This is a genomic window from Pseudovibrio denitrificans JCM 12308 (assembly GCF_001310815.1).
Lineage (GTDB): Bacteria > Pseudomonadota > Alphaproteobacteria > Rhizobiales > Stappiaceae > Pseudovibrio > Pseudovibrio denitrificans.
Window position 1 is genome coordinate 290,348 of the sequence record NZ_BAZK01000003.1, and the last position, 16,577, is coordinate 306,924.

At 52.1% G+C, this 16,577-nt stretch carries 16 protein-coding genes and 2 pseudogenes; 9 read left to right on the forward strand and 9 right to left on the reverse strand.

The annotated features are described in order from the left end of the window. Positions 1 to 38 precede the first annotated feature (38 nt). Entirely contained in the window at positions 39 to 2,675 is a 2,637-nt protein-coding gene (locus JCM12308_RS04945; RefSeq protein WP_054783014.1) for a hypothetical protein, read from the reverse strand. Between the two features lie 97 nt (positions 2,676 to 2,772). Continuing rightward, complete coding sequence (locus tag JCM12308_RS04950; protein WP_054783015.1) at positions 2,773 to 3,234, reverse strand: type III secretion system chaperone family protein; 462 nt, start codon at positions 3,232 to 3,234, stop codon at positions 2,773 to 2,775. A 286-nt stretch (positions 3,235 to 3,520) separates the two neighbouring features. Here JCM12308_RS04950 and JCM12308_RS29045 point away from each other — a divergent pair, with 286 nt between their 5' ends. The 3 genes from JCM12308_RS29045 to JCM12308_RS29055 are packed head-to-tail and all read left to right on the forward strand — an operon-like array spanning position 3,521 to position 4,814. After that, a complete protein-coding gene (locus JCM12308_RS29045; protein WP_208978262.1) occupies positions 3,521 to 3,979 on the forward strand; it encodes an MATE family efflux transporter in 459 nt (152 codons plus the stop codon). 8 nt (positions 3,980 to 3,987) lie between these two features. Next, the gene (locus JCM12308_RS29050; protein ID WP_208978263.1) at positions 3,988 to 4,173 is read left to right on the forward strand and encodes a hypothetical protein; all 186 of its coding nucleotides are present in this window, start codon (positions 3,988 to 3,990) and stop codon (positions 4,171 to 4,173) included. 2 nt (positions 4,174 to 4,175) lie between these two features. Continuing rightward, positions 4,176 to 4,814: an MATE family efflux transporter gene (locus tag JCM12308_RS29055; protein ID WP_054783018.1), complete on the forward strand. Its 639-nt coding sequence runs from the start codon at positions 4,176 to 4,178 to the stop codon at positions 4,812 to 4,814. A 73-nt stretch (positions 4,815 to 4,887) separates the two neighbouring features. Here JCM12308_RS29055 and JCM12308_RS04970 read toward each other — a convergent pair whose 3' ends face one another. From JCM12308_RS04970 to JCM12308_RS04985, 4 genes and pseudogenes are all read right to left on the reverse strand, one after another. Beyond that, positions 4,888 to 5,256, reverse strand: coding sequence for a hypothetical protein (locus tag JCM12308_RS04970; RefSeq protein ID WP_054783019.1), 369 nt, complete (start codon positions 5,254 to 5,256; stop codon positions 4,888 to 4,890). Positions 5,257 to 5,406: 150 nt separating this feature from the next. Beyond that, entirely contained in the window at positions 5,407 to 6,342 is a 936-nt protein-coding gene (locus JCM12308_RS04975) for an AraC family transcriptional regulator (protein WP_054783020.1), read from the reverse strand. 75 nt (positions 6,343 to 6,417) lie between these two features. Beyond that, a pseudogene (locus JCM12308_RS04980) lies at positions 6,418 to 7,684 on the reverse strand (glycerate kinase type-2 family protein). A gap of 177 nt (positions 7,685 to 7,861) precedes the next feature. Continuing rightward, positions 7,862 to 8,872, reverse strand: a complete 1,011-nt coding sequence (locus tag JCM12308_RS04985; RefSeq protein WP_054783021.1) for a proline racemase family protein — start codon at positions 8,870 to 8,872, stop codon at positions 7,862 to 7,864. A 207-nt stretch (positions 8,873 to 9,079) separates the two neighbouring features. Between JCM12308_RS04985 and JCM12308_RS04990 the strand changes: the two genes are divergently transcribed. Further along, entirely contained in the window at positions 9,080 to 9,523 is a 444-nt protein-coding gene (locus JCM12308_RS04990) for a YqaA family protein (protein WP_054783022.1), read from the forward strand. Positions 9,524 to 9,710: 187 nt separating this feature from the next. After that, positions 9,711 to 10,382 carry a GntR family transcriptional regulator gene (locus tag JCM12308_RS04995; RefSeq protein WP_008548542.1) on the forward strand — a complete coding sequence of 224 codons (672 nt, stop codon included), beginning with the start codon at positions 9,711 to 9,713 and terminating at the stop codon, positions 10,380 to 10,382. 47 nt (positions 10,383 to 10,429) lie between these two features. Here the strand turns inward: JCM12308_RS04995 and ubiV are convergent, their stop codons facing one another. The 3 genes from ubiV to ubiT form a co-directional block, all read right to left on the reverse strand. After that, positions 10,430 to 11,326: a ubiquinone anaerobic biosynthesis protein UbiV gene (gene ubiV, locus JCM12308_RS05000; RefSeq protein ID WP_054783023.1), complete on the reverse strand. Its 897-nt coding sequence runs from the start codon at positions 11,324 to 11,326 to the stop codon at positions 10,430 to 10,432. A gap of 9 nt (positions 11,327 to 11,335) precedes the next feature. Beyond that, entirely contained in the window at positions 11,336 to 12,355 is a 1,020-nt protein-coding gene (gene ubiU, locus JCM12308_RS05005) for a ubiquinone anaerobic biosynthesis protein UbiU (protein ID WP_008548238.1), read from the reverse strand. A 71-nt stretch (positions 12,356 to 12,426) separates the two neighbouring features. Further along, positions 12,427 to 12,963, reverse strand: coding sequence for a ubiquinone anaerobic biosynthesis accessory factor UbiT (gene ubiT, locus JCM12308_RS05010; RefSeq protein ID WP_014283670.1), 537 nt, complete (start codon positions 12,961 to 12,963; stop codon positions 12,427 to 12,429). Positions 12,964 to 13,132: 169 nt separating this feature from the next. On the opposite strand from ubiT, the pseudogene JCM12308_RS05015 reads away from it, so the two are divergent. The 4 genes and pseudogenes from JCM12308_RS05015 to JCM12308_RS05030 all read left to right on the forward strand — a co-directional run bounded on the left by JCM12308_RS05015 (position 13,133) and on the right by JCM12308_RS05030 (position 16,574). Next, positions 13,133 to 14,699: pseudogene (locus tag JCM12308_RS05015) on the forward strand (UbiD family decarboxylase). A 5-nt stretch (positions 14,700 to 14,704) separates the two neighbouring features. Next, positions 14,705 to 15,268, forward strand: coding sequence for a UbiX family flavin prenyltransferase (locus tag JCM12308_RS05020; protein WP_054783024.1), 564 nt, complete (start codon positions 14,705 to 14,707; stop codon positions 15,266 to 15,268). Positions 15,269 to 15,415: 147 nt separating this feature from the next. Next, positions 15,416 to 15,754, forward strand: a complete 339-nt coding sequence (locus JCM12308_RS05025) for a hypothetical protein (RefSeq protein ID WP_008548363.1) — start codon at positions 15,416 to 15,418, stop codon at positions 15,752 to 15,754. A 100-nt stretch (positions 15,755 to 15,854) separates the two neighbouring features. Beyond that, positions 15,855 to 16,574: an aspartate/glutamate racemase family protein gene (locus tag JCM12308_RS05030; protein WP_037036434.1), complete on the forward strand. Its 720-nt coding sequence runs from the start codon at positions 15,855 to 15,857 to the stop codon at positions 16,572 to 16,574. Positions 16,575 to 16,577: the final 3 nt, after the last annotated feature.

The window sequence follows — 16,577 nt, forward strand, 5'->3', positions numbered from 1 at the left end:
ATATGGGAGTGCAGTCAGAGAACCGCACTCCCCAAGCATTAGCTCTTACCAGCATTCAGAGCATCAGGCTTGAACTCTAAGACCCAGCAGGTCTTCAGATGACCTTTCCTGAAGATGTTTTTGGTTTCGCTGTGATACTGAACTTCACGCAACTCCAGAAAATCAGGCAGCTCTTCCTGAGCATCTCTGTCTTTTGCCAGCAACTCGCCCCACGTACGGGCCAGCTTGCTTGGTTTCTCGACAATTTCCTTACCCAAGCTGGTCTCACCCGTTGGCTTCAGGATCAACTTCCCCCGATTTTCTGGCAGCAGCAAGGCCCGCAGGGAACCAGTTAAACCTGGGAACTCATCATGAGGCTGCTGAACTGTTGCTTCAGTTTCCGGATCTTCAACAGCGATGGTTGTTGCGGTTGGCTTGGCTGGCTCAGGGTCTGTCTTCTGCTTAACTGAGATCAGATATTCACTCTTCTTGCCACCCTCAGGCCGTGTAACAGAAACATCAAACAGAGCTGCCCATGGCTGTTCTGAAACCCATTTCTGGATTTTGCTCAGACTACCACCAGATTTCCCAATCCGTGCATGCACTTCATCGCGTACGTGCTCCATCAGCTTGTCCAAAGCAAAGTGGGCTTTGCCAAAGCTCATCAGCAAGCCATTGCCTTTAGTGCTCAGGAACGTATCCAACCGCTCTCTCATTTCAGTGAGCTTGCCGGTTTGCTCAGTCTGACTAGCCTTCAACTCGTTCATGTTAATGGTCAACGCAGCCAGGTTCTTAGCAGCTGCTTGCGGCAAACCTCTCATTCTGCTGATCTCAGAGAGGGTATGAGAGGCAGGCTTGTACTCAACCACCCATGCAGGCTCCAGCATGTCGTTCTCGATCAGGAAACCCTCGATCTTGTGATAACGAACCTGCTTCAGAACGAAGTAATCCGGCAGCATCTTGGAGATGTCGTCTCCCCGCTGTTGGGCCGCAACCAGAGTGCTGCCCCACGCCAAAGCCAGATCACTTGGCTTCTCAACAATCTCAAGATCATCAACGCCTTCTTCGCCGGTTGGCGTCAGCTTCAATGCCTCCATCATCTCCTTGGAGCGCAAGCCATTCAGAACCAATTGAGGCTTGTCGCGCAGGGCGCTCTTGGTCAAACCTTCCTGTGGCCCGACATCGGTGTTGTCGTAAAACGTGCTATTGCCGACTGTTCTTGCAGCAGGATCATGACGCAGATTTGTGTCGATGTCGTAGTAGCCACCGTCTTTGCGGATAGAGACCGAAATCAGGGAGGCCCATGGCTGTTTGGCAATCCATGCCTCCGCTTTCCTGATGCTGTTGTGCTTGGCCAGATGCTGCTCTGTCAGATGAGAAGCCACCTCCTGCAAGCTGGCCAGAGCGTACTGGGCACGGCCATTTTCATGCGACAGGCTTGCTGTGCTGGCAAAAATCGCATCGCCAAAGCTCATCGCCGCAAGTGCATCATTACTGGCGTTTAACGCCTGCGCCATTTGCTCAGAAGTCGCGAGCCGGAAGGCAATGGCCTCCTTCTCCATCTTATCCAGATACTGAACATCCTGTTCAGTCACAGCATTTGAGCGCGCACTTTGTACTGCCTCGATCACGCCTTTGCTAAATGCGTTCTGACGGATCAGAGCATTGGCATCACCAACAACATCCTTGTTCAAAGCCTTCAGGTTTTGGCTCAGGAAAACCAGCAGCTCTTTGTGATTGCTGGATAAATCCTCAGGGGCTGCCAGTGCCGCGATTTTCAGGAAGGCAAGAAACCGCGGATCATGAGCAGCGTCTTCAAAGATTTGCTTGGCCAATGCACGAGCGTCATTGTCCAATCCACTTCTGAATTGCATCCGCAAAAACGTGTCAGCTTTGTCCTGCTCCATGCCCAGCAAACCGCGAATACGGCGCTGCCAGGCCGCAGCCTCAGGACCCTCATGAGCGGTTCCAGTCGGATCATTGATGAAAGCTGTTTTCTTCTCCTGGTAGGCGTTGAACTGCGCTTCCAGTTCTGGGCTCACAGTCAGATCCAGCTCCTGCATAGCCAGCATGGCCGGATGCGGCTTCACTTCCAGCGGTTCACTGCGCGGTTGTGGAGCAAAGGGCTGCTCCGCGGCTTTCTGCTGTGGCGGAGTGCTGATCTGTGATGGTCCAGTGACAGCGGAAGTACCGTTGCTCTCTGGCTGCGAAGCTTCAACAATCACATATTCGCTCAAATCCGGATCAGAGGTCATCTGATCAAGCGTTCTGGTATGTGTTGCGAGCGGGGATTCTGCCCTTGTAGGTGTAGGTTTAGCACCTGTCTGAGCAGACGTCGTGCCATGCCCCGTCAGTTTTTCCTGAGGCAGCCGATATCCTTCATACCGCGCCTTTTTCTGCGCGCGCGACATGCCATCCGTTGGGTGGGTAGGCTCACTCTCTGGCTTATGGTGTTTGTGGTAGGCAAGCGGACGCAACTGCGGATCTCTTGCACCCGCCTTGGCCGGACGGCTGTGCTTTGTGGATGTGCCGTTCAGCTCATCCAGTTGATCCAGCAGACGATGCACATTCTTTGGCTCGGCATGGCCCAGCTTGTGCCCTTTATGAGAGCTGGTTGTTTTCTTAGGTGTTGCCCCTTGTTGATCCGGATTGATCTGAGGCTGCGAAACTTTTGAATGAATAGGAGAACGGCCCATGGGACACCTCATAAACTTCAGGTGCTGGCCTCCAGTTGATCAGGAGTGCCAGTGCACCAAAACCAAAACAGTAAATTCCATTGATTTTTCAGAGCGATCACGATCCGAGGATCACCATGTCCGACCCGAATTTTGGAAGTGGAACATGAATCTCGTCGATCTCATCGTCTTCGGCAGATGGCTGCGCACGTTCCAGCTGCGCATTTGCGTCCAGAAGCAAATCAAATGCCGTGCGCATAAGTTCAACACCGCCATGAACGGACACTTCAGTCCAGTGAGAAACGCGCTGGCCGGTAATCGAAGCGATAATGTGCGGCTGGGTAAAGGCGTTGCCGTTATTCTTCAAAAGCATCAGCGCCTGTTCTGCAGAAAGATCAACTTTGCGCAGGCCGCTTGTCAGCGCCATCATGATGAAGTCCGCATGATGTTGGCATAAAATCAGATGGCTGCGCTCATCAACGCAGAAGAAATAGGCACCATTACACGGCTCTGGCAGGTCCAGATCAAAACTGGATGAAAACGCCCGAACCAACTCGTCAAAGGCAGTCGTCTCAGTCATGGCATACTCCTCACCATGAGTAGAAGAGACCTTGGAATGAAGATCTCAATATAGACGAGAGTGACACTTCTACAGATGCTCTACTGTGCTGATCGGAACAGTTACTTTCAGAAAATGCAGAAAAGGGCTTCAGTGGGAAAATGAGAAGCAAAATCTAGGTTAAATTACTTATTTTCACCTATCGCTTTCGCGGGAACGGTGTATGCTGCCAAGCCTAGCTTCAATAAGTCCTACCAGTTTTTACTCAGCCATTTCAGCACCGATGATTTCGTTCAAGCATATGTATTTGAAGGCCTTACCGCTCTTTCTCACCGGTAGTGCCGCTTTGTTCACCAACTGGACAGACACCTACGTCTCCAGCTTCTTCGGTGCTCCCGCCGTCGCCGCAGTGGGTATCTGTGGCATGATGTTTTTTGTGCTGTTCTCATTTTCAAACGGCTTCTCCATTGCCATCCAGTCTTTCACCGCAGGTTTTCTGACCAGTCGAAAAAACAACGAAGTGCTGGATGCGTTTGTTGTTTGTCTGGTGCTGGGAGTGAGCTTGGCGCTCATTTTGACAACAGCTTCGATCTATTTCCTTGAAGACATCCTCATGTTCATGAACCCGGATGCAGCGGTCCGCACAACTGCAAGGCAATATCTGGAGTATCTCCTGTATGCGACACCGTTCTACTACGTGTGTAGTTCAGCCGTGGCCTGCTTATCTCTGTTGGCAAAGCATGGGTTGTCTCCTACATCGGCATAGGAACACAGGTGGTGAACGCAATTGCGACTGTCGTGCTGGCATTCGGTTGGGCTGGAGCTCCGAACCTTGGCGTTTCCGGCATTGGTTTCGGCACGTTCATCGCATTTGCGCTGGCCTCAGTGTTTTATGTGCTAGCGGCTCTGCAAGCGATCACTCGCCAGAAACTAAGGTTGGGGCGCTGTCGTTCCCTTTGATTATGGAGATCATTGGCAAAGCAGTCCTATCTGCCTCTCAATGCACAATCTATGCTCTGGGGATCTTCACGAGCTATTGGATCGTCGGGCATCTGAGTGTGCTGGCTCTGGCCGTTTATCAAGTGATCACGCAGGCAACCCTCATCCCGATTTACGCAGCTAATGCCTTGGGAAGTGTCGCGATCAGTCAGGTTGGCCAAGCCGTCGGCGCTAAAGATCAATCCGGCGCACAACAGGTCGGCATGAAGATGATCTCCGGCGCGGCCTACCCAATCGTGATCTACGCCTTGCTCGTTATGTTGATTTCAGAGGACCTCCTGATCCTCTTACTGGGAGAAGCTTTGGATGAGCCGCAACTCATCATGGTTTTCACGCTCTCCTGCCTGATCCTGCCACTCAACATCGCAGGGGCCGTGGCAAACTATGTCCTCCAAGGCGCTCAGCTGTTTGGCCGTGTCTGGACGGTTTCTGCCGTCACACAATGGCTCGTGTTCCTGCCGCTTGCCTATGTCTTCGGCGTCTTGATGAACTACAGTCTGGCAGGCGTCATCTTCGCCGACTTCATCTATCGCAGCAGCTTGTTTTTTGTGCAGTACAGCTTCTGGAAAGGCTACTCAGAGCCTGCACTTGCTAACCCCTGAAACATAACAAAACCGCAGGCTCACAATGATGCCCGCGGTTCTTTAGAAGAGGGAGGTGAGGTAAAGCCATGCGTTATGCTGGTGCCATCTCGGCCTCTGGTTTGTGCAGGCTCACAACAATCGCAACCGCAATGCCATTTGCCCAGTAGTAGGCAGCATCCAATCCGGTAAAGCCGAAGAGGAAAGGTGCGAACAGAAAGAGCGCACCAACCGCGCCATCAACGGCCAGATGGAAGCTGTAAGGCAGAACACGGAGCACACCGAACTGGTGATCCGTTAGCAACGTTAAAATCAACGCAGCAGCGCCAGTTCCAACGGAGAGCCAAAGCGCAAACGGATTGGTAGCACCGAGCCCTAGAATGAAGGGCAGTCCGGTCAGGGCAAAGGCGACAGGATAATCCAGATAAGCATGGATGCTTTTTGTGACGAAACGGAGGGACATGACTGAGTTCCTTTTTGACTGTGTCGGTCTTTCGTTTTGGGCACAGTCAGATTAGGAGGAGCCCCCGTTTTGCTCAATTTCAGGTCGTTCAAAGAAATATGCAGATCGTTCAGAATGGAGCGATGATGAGTACAATTGAGCGGAATATGGTCAATGAGTAGCGCGATACGCCGCTGGTGTTAACCCTACCTCTTTCTTGAAGACCCGCGTAAAGGCAGATTCAGAAGCATATCCGGCAAGTGCAGCCACTTCTGAAACACTCATGTTATCATCCACCAAGCCTTGCTGCGCAATCTGCATCCGCCAGCTGGTCAGATACTGCATCGGCGTCAGCCCCATCTTGCTGGAAAATTGCGTCGCAAACCCGGTTCTGGAAAGACCAGCTTCTCGCGCAAGCCCCTCCACACTCCACTCGTGCGCAGGTGATTTATGAAAGGCAGCCAAAGCTCTGCTGAGCTGCGGATCAGCAAAGCCTGCGAGACCAATGTGCTTCTCACCTTCTTGCTCAATGAAGCTGCGCAGAGCCTGAGCAAACAAAACTTCCGTCATCTTCAACGCGATAAGATCACCTCCCATCCGCGTTCCGTTGGTCTCATCCCCAATCAAACGCAGAGTAGCTTCCATCCACCGTCCGGCAGCTTCTCCGTAATTGGCAATGTGGATGTAATCCGGCAACTGATCAAAGATCAGATGACGTGCATTTCTGGCAAGTGAGATATGGCCGCAGATCAGCTGAGTTTCCCGCTCATCCTGCTCTCCGCCATAAACCAGAACACCTTCACCGCTGTATCCGGAAAGCTCCAGCACGCGATCCAGTGGCAGGATGACTTCCTCTTCAGAGCGGCCGCAATAGATATCATGCGCAGCGCCATGGGGAACAATCAGCAAGTCGCCCTGAGCCAGCAAAACTTTCTTGCCAGTCTTCTTCACGCGCACCATGCAATCACCGCGATGTGCAAAGTGAAAGCGCGCGACATTCTCATAGGGAGGCACAGCAACGCCCCACGGCACCGTAAAGGAGGTGCGGAAATAGAGCGTGCCTTTCACATCAAGGCGGGTGAGGATGTCACTAAGCGTATCAAGCATTCTCTCACTATGAGCGCACTAAGCTCATTCGTCCATAAGCCTGAACGATCTGAGAGATAATATGAACGCTACGGCCTAAACCGCATCAATAAAGATCGCGCGGAAGTCGTTTACATTCGTCAGAGTAGGGCCGGTAATGATGCTGTCACCAATGGCTTCAAAGAACCCGTGTCCATCATTGTTGGCAAGGGAAAGTCTCGGATTGATCTCCTTTCCCCATGCACGCTCCAAGGTGGTTGGATCACAGTAGGCTCCTGCAATCTCCTCAATCCCGTCTACACCATCCGTGTCTCCGGCAAGCGCATAGACGCCTTTCTGCCCATCCAGCGCAACGGCCAAAGACAGCAGGAACTCCACATTCCGCCCACCTCGGCCTTTGCCCTTGATCGTAACCGTTGTCTCACCACCAGAAAGCAACAGGCATGGCGCTTTGAAAGGCTGTCCGCGAGCAGCGACCTGCTTGGCAATGCCTGCCATCACCACACCCACATCAGAGGCTTCACCTTCAATGCTGTCGCCCAGTATGTAAGTTGAAACTCCTTGCTTTTCAGAGAGAGCAGCAGCTGCCTCCAACGCAATCTGAGGCGTTGCAATCATGTGTGTTTCAACATTGGCAAGGCGCGGATCAGCTGCATCCGGTGTTTCTCCAGCACCCGTTTCAAGGATTTCCAGCGCCCGGGCTGGCAGCTTGATCTTATAGCGTTCCACAATCGCCAAAGCATCCGCACAAGTCGTTGGATCTGCCACCGTTGGCCCCGATGCAATGTTGATTGGATCATCACCGGGTACATCAGAGATCAGCAGGTTGATGACCTTAGCCGGATGACATGCCGCAGCCAGACGCCCCCCTTTGATCTGGGAAAGATGCCGGCGCACGCAGTTCATCTCGCTGATGGTTGCTCCACACCGTAAAAGCTCTTTGTTGATGGACTGCTTGTCCTCAAGCGAAAGCCCATCAAGCGGCAGAGGCAACAAGGAGGAACCACCACCTGAAATGAGGCAAAGAACGGTATCGTCAGCTGAGAGGTCAGAGACAAGCTCCAGCATACGCTTTGCGCCATTCAGCCCAGATTGATCAGGCACAGGATGGGCTGCTTCGATGATTTCGATGGACTGGCAGGGAACGTTGTAACCGTAGCGCGTTATCACAAGTCCGCTGAGGTCTCCGTCCCAGTTGTCTTCCACTGCACGCGCCATGCTGCGGAGCTTTACCTGCGCCAATAACGATGAGACGACCTTTGGGATCAGCCGGCAAGAAGTTAGGGATGCATTTTTCCGGTTGCGCCGATTCAATGGCTGCATAGAACAGGTCACTCAGAAAACGCTTAGGATCAGCCACCATCGCTGCCCACCCCCGATTACTACCGAAAAGTTTCGGTTATCTTTTTGAATTTCTTTGTATTTTCTAGCTTTAACCTGATGCGATTTCCAGCAAAAAACAACGGGCTCCATTCTCAACTGAGAAACCGGAACCCGCCATTTTTCGAAACTCGGTCGAAACCTGAAAAACTACAGCGAGTTATCTCAGCAGGAAGCCGTTACCAACAGGGTCATCATTTTCCCGCCAGAAGGTCGCTTCACCGCTGTAATGCGCTTTACCAGCCACCTGAGCAACGATGGCATCATGTGGGCCGCACTTGGTATCTGCGTAATAGGTGCCTTCAAAGCTGGTTGCGATCAGGCTTTCAAACCGACGGGTTTGGCCTTTGCTGATCAGACCCTTTGCAGCTTGCGCAGCCAAACGTGCTGTCACACCAGAACCTGTCGGGCTGCGATCCACCTGACTATCAGCAAACACACAAATGTTGGCCGTCGGGTCAGCGCTGTAAGCGTCATTCCCATCAGTCAGAATGGTGCCATAGAGGAATGCAAGGTCCGCATCATCAGGGTGCTGAAGAGTAACAGCTGCGCGGATTGCGTCGCTCACCGCATTGGCCGCATCAACAAGGTCTCTTGTTCGTGATTTCTGAACATCCAGCCCAAATGCGGAAGCCGGTGCCAACCCGTAAAACGCGCCGCCATAAGAGACATCTACAGTCAGCTCGCCCAACCCTTTCACATCTACGGTTACATCCCTTGAATGCAGGAATGCTGGTACAGAATGGAAGGACACTGCACCCGTCACTCCATTCTCAACTTCAACGGACGCGATCACCAGACCGCATGGGCATTCAATGCGTACTTCGGTGACAGGAGACTTCGCCTCAACCAGCCCATGATCGATCGCATAACGACCCAGAGCGATCACTGCATGGCCACACATGGTGCTGTAGCCTTCGTTGTGCATGAACAGCACGCCAAAGTGAGCGTCCGGATGGGAAGGCTCAACAAGGATCGCACCATACATGTCAAAATGACCGCGAGGCTCAAACATCAGAAAATGGCGAAGATGATCTAGATTGTCTCGGGTAAATCTGCGCTTCGCCAGAATGCTCTCGCCGGGGATCTCTGGGTAGCCGCCAGTCACAATACGAAGTGGCTCACCACCAGTATGCATGTCGACAACACTTATTTTCTGTTGCTTATCCATGTTCTCCCCCGCAACTAGTCGGAATGCCTTATTTCCGAACTGATTGTCTTTGAATAGAGCTCCTGCTGCGCACTTCGTTTGATTGGCTGCAACCAGACAACAAGAATGCGCTCAGGTAAAAGTTGAGCACCTTCATAGCCTGCGTGGGGGACACGCTCAATACACTGTGAAATATTACTACTCAAGTGATTTGGAGTTTTTCTTAAGATGTTGGTGGCTCTGGGTGTTTATGGCGGCTTGTTTGCATTCTCTTTTCTGGCTGCAACGCTCGCTCCCGGCTCTTCAGAAGCTGCCCTCAGTGGCCTGTTGTTGGCTGGAGGATGGGATCCGGTGATCTTGATTGCCTCAGCATCCTTGGGCAATGTGGCAGGCTCTGTCTTCAATTGGTACTGTGGTCGCTTTCTGTCGCATTACAAAGAGCGTTCCTGGTTCCCAGTCAAAGAGCATCAATACAAGAAGGCAGTGCGCTGGTTTAAGCGCTACGGTCAGGCCTCAATGCTGCTCGCATGGGTGCCGATTATTGGTGATCCACTCACCGTCATTGCTGGCACGCTACGCATGAAATTTATGAATTTTCTAGTGCTGGTCGCGATCGGCAAAATCGCCAGATATCTGTTTGTGTATTACGCAGTCACGGTTTGGCAGGGATAAACTGTTGATCCCGCTCGATATGCAATAATCACTTTTGATTAGAGTGAATCACGGAACTCTATGGTTTCTATAGATAAAATTGATATTATGTGTGCAATGCAATTTTCCATTACTTAGCGGAAATATCGACAATTCAAAGGGGGGATGGTAGAGAAAAACGATCTTTACTCGAACCCATATTTTGGTAATGCCTTCGTCCACGTCTAACGTCTCTATCGCCTATCGAAAACTGAAGCAGGCTATTCTTGAGAACCGGCTCGGCCCCGGCACTCAGGTGCTTGAACAGGAAGCTGCTACCCAGTTGGAAATGAGCCGCACCCCGGTGCGGGAGGCCATGCTGATGTTGCAGAAGGATGGGCTCGTCGAAATGCGCCCCCGTCAGGGCATGCGCGTTCTGCCAATCACGGTTGGCGATATTTCGGAGATCTACGAGATCCTTGAGGTCGTTGAAGGCCTCGCGATCCGAAAACTCGCCGAAAAACCGATCAACGAAAAAGAGGCACGCGCTCTGGAAGACTCCGTCACACTGATGGATCTTTCGTTAGAACGCGGTGACCTCAGCGTCTGGGCAGCGGCGGACAAAAAGTTTCACGAAGACATCGTCAAGTTCAGTGGCAATGTGCACTTGGAGACGGTTTTTCTGCAGCTATGGGACCGCTCCCAGCGTGCACGAAACATGCTCCTGAAGGCACATGGCGCGCCTGTAAACTCTGCTCAGGAGCATTGGGAACTACTGAAGTTCATCAAAGAGGGAAAAGCAGCCGAGGCTGTCGAGTTCCAGAAAAGCCTGCGTGCGGAAGCAGCAGAGCAAATCTGCAAAATGATCTTTGATGTTATGGGCGGAATGGTACCCTCATAAAAAAAGCGGAGCCAAAGCCCCGCTTCTTTGCAAAATCTGATCTGAACTTAATCAGCCTGCCATAGGTGGCCCGGCTTGCCGGTGACATAACCGTTCGCCAGAGCTCCGGGCAGTGGCAGTCCCTGCAAACGTGCCTCTGCTTCAGCGCTTTCAATTTTGCCATCAACCAGATCACGATAGATCTCAATCACGGCAATCATGTCAATGTCCTGAGGTGACAGACGCAAACGACCAATGCCTTTGGTCAGCAGTTCATCGCGGTTCATCGTGATCGCCTGCACACTGTGAGACAAAGTTTGAATACCGTTTGCTGCAAGGAACTTCTGATCATCCAGAGTTGTTACGTCCATGCCATCCGGATCACGGTCACAGATAAACTGGCAGTTATCTTTATGCAGCTTGTGCGCACGCGCATGATAGCAGCGGCCAGAAACAGCCAATGGTAGACGGCCAAACGCAAACAGCTCAATCGTCAGATCCGGCAGGGCCTGCGCAATCGCCTCAACGGACTTCATTGGCAGCTCAACAGGCGGACAGAACGTTTCCATGCCCAGGTTCATCAGAACCTTCGCAGTCTGCTCGTTGTAGATGTTGAGGAACGGACCACCCACAAACGGCTGACCGGAGCGCTTGTGCACCCCAGCAATGTCGTTTGCTTCGACCAGTTCACCATCTTCAGAAAGCGCGCTGATGGACTTGCGGTCACGAACAGTCACCGGCAGAGCGATGGTAGAGAACACAACGGTCTTGCCTGCATTGGCAAGGCGCTCATAAATCTCTGGCCACACTTTGTCGTTAAACGGCATGCGCTTACCGCAGATGACTTCGCCGATGTAAACGCGCTCAACAGGAGCTTCATCCGCAATGCGAGCGTAAAAGTCGACGAGTTTCTCGTTGGACCAGTTGAAGAAGTTTGGACCTAAGGAAAGTTCAATCTTGCTCATGTTCTGTCCTTATCTCCAGATCTTCTTATAAGCGCCGGTGGTTTCACGCCCACCTTCAGTCATCGCGCTCAACATGGCGGATACTTCTTCTTCTGCATTGCCGCCTGCATCCATGGCGTCGACTGCCGCACGGAAGGCCTTTACCACCTGAGAGATGTAGGCTTTACCGCGTTGGCGGCCTTCAATCTTACAAGCAGTCACACCTGCTTTCTGAAGGCGCGGCAACAAGCTCGCTGCATTCAGGCTGACAGGATCTTCAAACAAATAGGAGGTCTCGCCCTCTGCCTTGAAGCGCCCCTTACAAAGAGTTGGGTAGCCAGCTGTCTCGCCTTCACCAAAACCATCAATGGTAAAGCCGCCCAGACGCGCATAGAGATTGCTTCCATCTTCATCGTAGGAAACATCGCCAGGAGGGGAGCACACGCCGGTCAGGTTTGGAGACTTACCGGTCGCGTAAGAAGAAAGTGCACAGCGCCCTTCTGTCATCACGCAGAGGCCACCAAAAACGAAGACCTCGGTTTCAACCGTGATCTCTTTGTTGAGTTTGACGATCTCTTCAACGGACATCACACGCGGAAGAACCACACGCTGAACGCCAAAGGTATCCTGATAAAAGCTGATGGACTCTGGCGTTGCAGCAGCTGCCTGAACGGAGAGGTGCAAACGCAGGTCCGGGTGCTTTTCTTTAGCGTAGTCAAGCACAGCTATGTCTGCCGCGATGATCGCATCAGCACCAGAAGCTGCAACTGCATCTACGGCGCGCTTCCAGATATGCGTATCGCCTGCACGGGCAAACGTGTTCACAGCCACAAGAACATGCGAGCCATGTTTGTGAGCAAGACGGACACCGGCATTCAGCTCTTTTTCAGAGAAGTTCAGGCCGGGGAAGTTACGTGCGTTGGTTTCGTTGCGCAGACCGCAGTAAATGCTGTGTGCGCCCGCTTCTGCGGCGGCTTTAAGAGCAGCTGGTGTACCGGCTGGGCAAACAAGCTCCAGCGACGGATTATTATCGTTGCGCTGTCCAAGCATAAAACACCTTCCAGAAAATAACAGAGTGAACCACTTGGTTCGCGCAGGGCGCTCCCACCCTGCAGCGGCAATCAGGAAGTGGCAGTTGGTGCGTCGAGTAGTCGGCGCAGATGATCTAATGTCTTGTTGGTTGCCCCATCCACGACCTCGCGCGGACGACCATTGAAGCCCAGGAACTCAGCAGGTGAAAGATCGGCTTCTTCCATGGTGTTGCGAAGCGCAAGCACAGCATCCGTATCGCCCTCAATCACCAGATCGCGGGTGAAAAACACAGCATCACCATCATAGGTGCCATCAACCAGCCCAAGCAGAACGATGAGCGGTCCGGAGATGCGTGCAGCACCTTCAGGAGCATCTTTCCGCTTGAACATCTCAACAGTTGCGTGCTCTCCGTTTGGAATAAGGCGGAACACGTGCGGGATATCAATCGGATCAATGATGAAATGCGAGCGTTTGTAGGTATCCAGACGCTCAAAGAGATCTGGACGTGTGCGGGCAAGCCGGCGCACTGCCTTGGTCAGAGCAAAGCCAAGCGGAGGAACCGGCAAGATGCCGAGAGCTTTTTGCAGGGCAGGAGGAAACAGGCCTCGGTCCGGTTTAAAGAACATACTTTAATCTCCACTGATCAGTATCCTCTCCTATTAATCCTAGCGGCACTCATCATTGATGGAGGTCAAGGAACTGAAAGGCTACTGCCTTCAAATCTGTGTTAACCCGGTGGACAGATCTTAAGTTGGCCGCGGTAATCTGGTAGCGACCCTTTGATCTGGTAATGGAATGTATTGGCGTACAGAAAAGAAGTTCGAGACACTCTCCAGCTTTCTCAATGTGTTAGAAGCACAGCAGGAGCTTGTAAAAGTAAAGGCTCCGGTCTCGGCTCAGTTCGAAGCCACTGAAATCCATCGTCAGGTGATTGAGCAGGGCGGTCCGGTTCTTCAGTTCGACAATGCACTCACATGTTCAGGAACGCAGAGCAGCATGCCGCTGCTCACCAACGTATTCGGTACGCGTGAACGCGTCGCTCTTGGCCTTGGCTGCGCGCTCGATGAGCTGCCTGCCTTGGGAGAGTTGCTGGCCTACCTGCGCTCACCACAACCGCCAAAAGGTCTGAAAGGCTTCATCGACGCCTTGCCTGTCGCAAAAGCAGCATGGGCCGCCAGACCGAAACGCCTAAGAACCTCTCCGTTGATTGATATGCCGGTTGATCTGGAGCAGCTGCCGGTCCAGATGTGCTGGCCAAATGATGCTGGACCATTGATCACGTGGGGCATCGTTATCACCCGCTCCGGGAAAAGATGATCCATCCCAATACAATCTCGGCATTTACCGTGCTCAGGTTATTGGCAAGGACAAAGCCATCCTGCGCTGGCTTGCCATGCGCGGCGGAGCAGCACATCACCGCCTCTGGCAGGCCCGTGGTGAGCGTATGCCTGTCGCTGTTGTCATAGGCGCTGATCCAGCCACAATCCTGTCTGCCGTGATCCCAACACCGTCAGACGTCAGCGAGTTGATGATCTCTGGAGTGTTATCTGGCGGCAGACCGGAGCTGATCCCCTGCAAGCACGTAGACCTCCATGTGCCAGCATCCTCGGAGATCGTTCTGGAAGGCTTCGCCGAGCCAACTGAAACAGCTGAAGAAGGCCCGTTTGGCGACCATACCGGCTATTACAACGATCCCGACCAGTTCCCAGTATTCAAAGTGTCGGGTATCCGTGCCCGCAAGGACCCAGTTTATATGAGCACCTTCACCGGCAGAGCGCCCGACGAACCAGCTGTTCTTTCTGAAACCATGAACGATGTCTTCTTGCCGCTCCTCAAGCAGCAAATTCCGGAGGTCGTCGATCTGTGGTTGCCGCCAGAAGCCTGCTCCTATCGGATTGCAGTTCTCAAAATCAAGAAGAGCTACCCGGGTCAGGCACGCCGCGTCATGATGGGCATGTGGTCTCTGCTGCCTCAGTTCACCATGACAAAGCTGATCATCACAGTTGATGAAGACATTGACTGCAGAAGCTGGAGCGATGTGATGTGGGCTGTTGCCACGCGCATGGATCCATCTCGTGACCTTGTCGTTCTGGACCGCACCCCAGTTGATACACTGGACTTCGCATCCGGTATGGAAGGGCTGGGCGGAAAGCTTGGTATCGACGCGACGACCAAGATCGGTTCTGAAACACGCACCGACTGGCCGGAAGTCATGCGCATGCCAGAAGAGCTGACCAAGAAGGTTGAAGACCGCTGGGATGAACTGTTCCCCGGTGGTCTGCCGAAAAAACAGAACAAAGATCAGCCAAACGATGCTATCTCTCCAGCTGAGAAAACAGGTTCTTCTGAGGGAAGTGAGTAATCTGCATGGCCAAGCGCATCATTGTTGGAGTTTCCGGAGCATCTGGGGCTCAACTGGCTCTGAAGACACTGGAAATCCTGCAGGTATTGGGCGTTGAAACACACCTCGTGCATTCCAAAGGTGCGGTTGCCTCTGTCCAGCATGAGCTTGGGGATGATGGTGTTGATCAACTGCGCGCGCTGGCTTCTGTCACTTACGCGCCCGATGAGATGACTGCCGCAATCGCCAGTGGGTCATTCCACACCGATGGAATGATCATCACGCCTTGTTCCATGCGTACCTTGTCAGGTGTGGCCTACTCATTCTCTGACAACTTGCTGACCCGTGCAGCAGATGTAGTTCTGAAAGAACGCCGCAAGCTGGTTCTCGTTCCTCGCGAGACACCGTTGCATGAAGGTCATCTGGAAGCGATGCTCAAGGTGACTCGGATGGGTGGAATTATTACGCCCCCAGTGCCTCCATTTTATGCAGATATGCAAAACAAAGAGGATATGCTCAAAGAAATTGCGGCCCGTGGGATTAATACACTAGGAATTGACCCGGGTGTGAACATGACTAAGTGGCAATAGACTTATCCTAGGTTACTTTATTGTAATCTTATGAAAATTCACTGCCCACTTTGCGGCTTAAGTTTACAGCTGACAGCTACCTTCACTTCAGAATTGAATAGGTAATTTCTATTCAATTTTAATAGAAAAATACTAAAGGTGAAGATAATGTCCTTGTGTTTCAAGCGCCCCCTCTGGTTTGGCCTCTTTGTGTTTTCGGCTCTTTTCCTAGTGTTAGCGCTGGGTCAAAAAGCGAACGCAACCTCCATTACTCTGGATACAACTGACACCGAGCTTTGCGAAGTTCAGGTCACTATCGGACCGGAAGCTCCAAACGGACCCATCCATAGATTCACTGATATCGATACCGATGATCGCTATACCTTCCAGACGAACAAACTCTGCAATCGTCGTTCTGTAGGTGGCGAAGCATGCACAGGTGAGTACACCGAGTGGGCATGCTGTGAAGCAAAAGATGGTGAGGACATCACCTGCAGAGTGCCTTAAAACAGGTCTCCCAGCTCGACTGCACAAAAAACGACCTTCTCTAAGTCGGCACAATTTGCCAACATAGTTCCTGCGACGAGTATTTTATGTCGAGGAATAAATGAAAACGATTGGCTTATTGGGAGGAATGAGCTGGGAGAGCACTGCTACTTATTATAGGCTGATAAATCAGCAAACACGTATGCGGCTCGGCGGGCTTCATTCTGCTGAGCTGTTATTGTGGTCCTTCGATTTTTCTCAGATCGAATTGCTTCTTGCTCGCGGTGAGTGGGAAGAAGCGGGCAGCTTGCTAAAACAGGCGGCACATAAGTTAGAAAGTGCCGGTGCTGATTGCATTGTGATCTGTGCGAACACAATGCACAAAGTCGCCTCCTACATCCAGGATGGTTTGACGATCCCATTCATTCATATTGCTGAAACAACTGCGACTGCCATTCAAAAGGTAAAACGCAGAAAACCACTTTTGCTTGCAACACGTTATTTGATGGAACATGATTTTTATGTAAAGCGATTAGAGGAACTCCATGGAATGTCGGTTGTCGTCCCTGACAATGGAGGGCAAGCCGTCGTCCATGACATTGCATATAATGAGTTGTGTCGGGGGCAGATTAATGAAGATTCTCGCCGCACTCTTTTGCAGATTGTAAGGAAGGCTCAGGATCAGGGCGCAGACAGCGTCATTCTGGGTTGTACGGAACTTGGGCTGTTGGTGGGACAGGAGGATATTTCCGCTCCAGTCATTGATAGCACCACAGAACATGTTCGCGGAATTTTGGATTTTGCATTGAAAAAAGAAAGTGAATTTGAAGATCTAATCTAATCA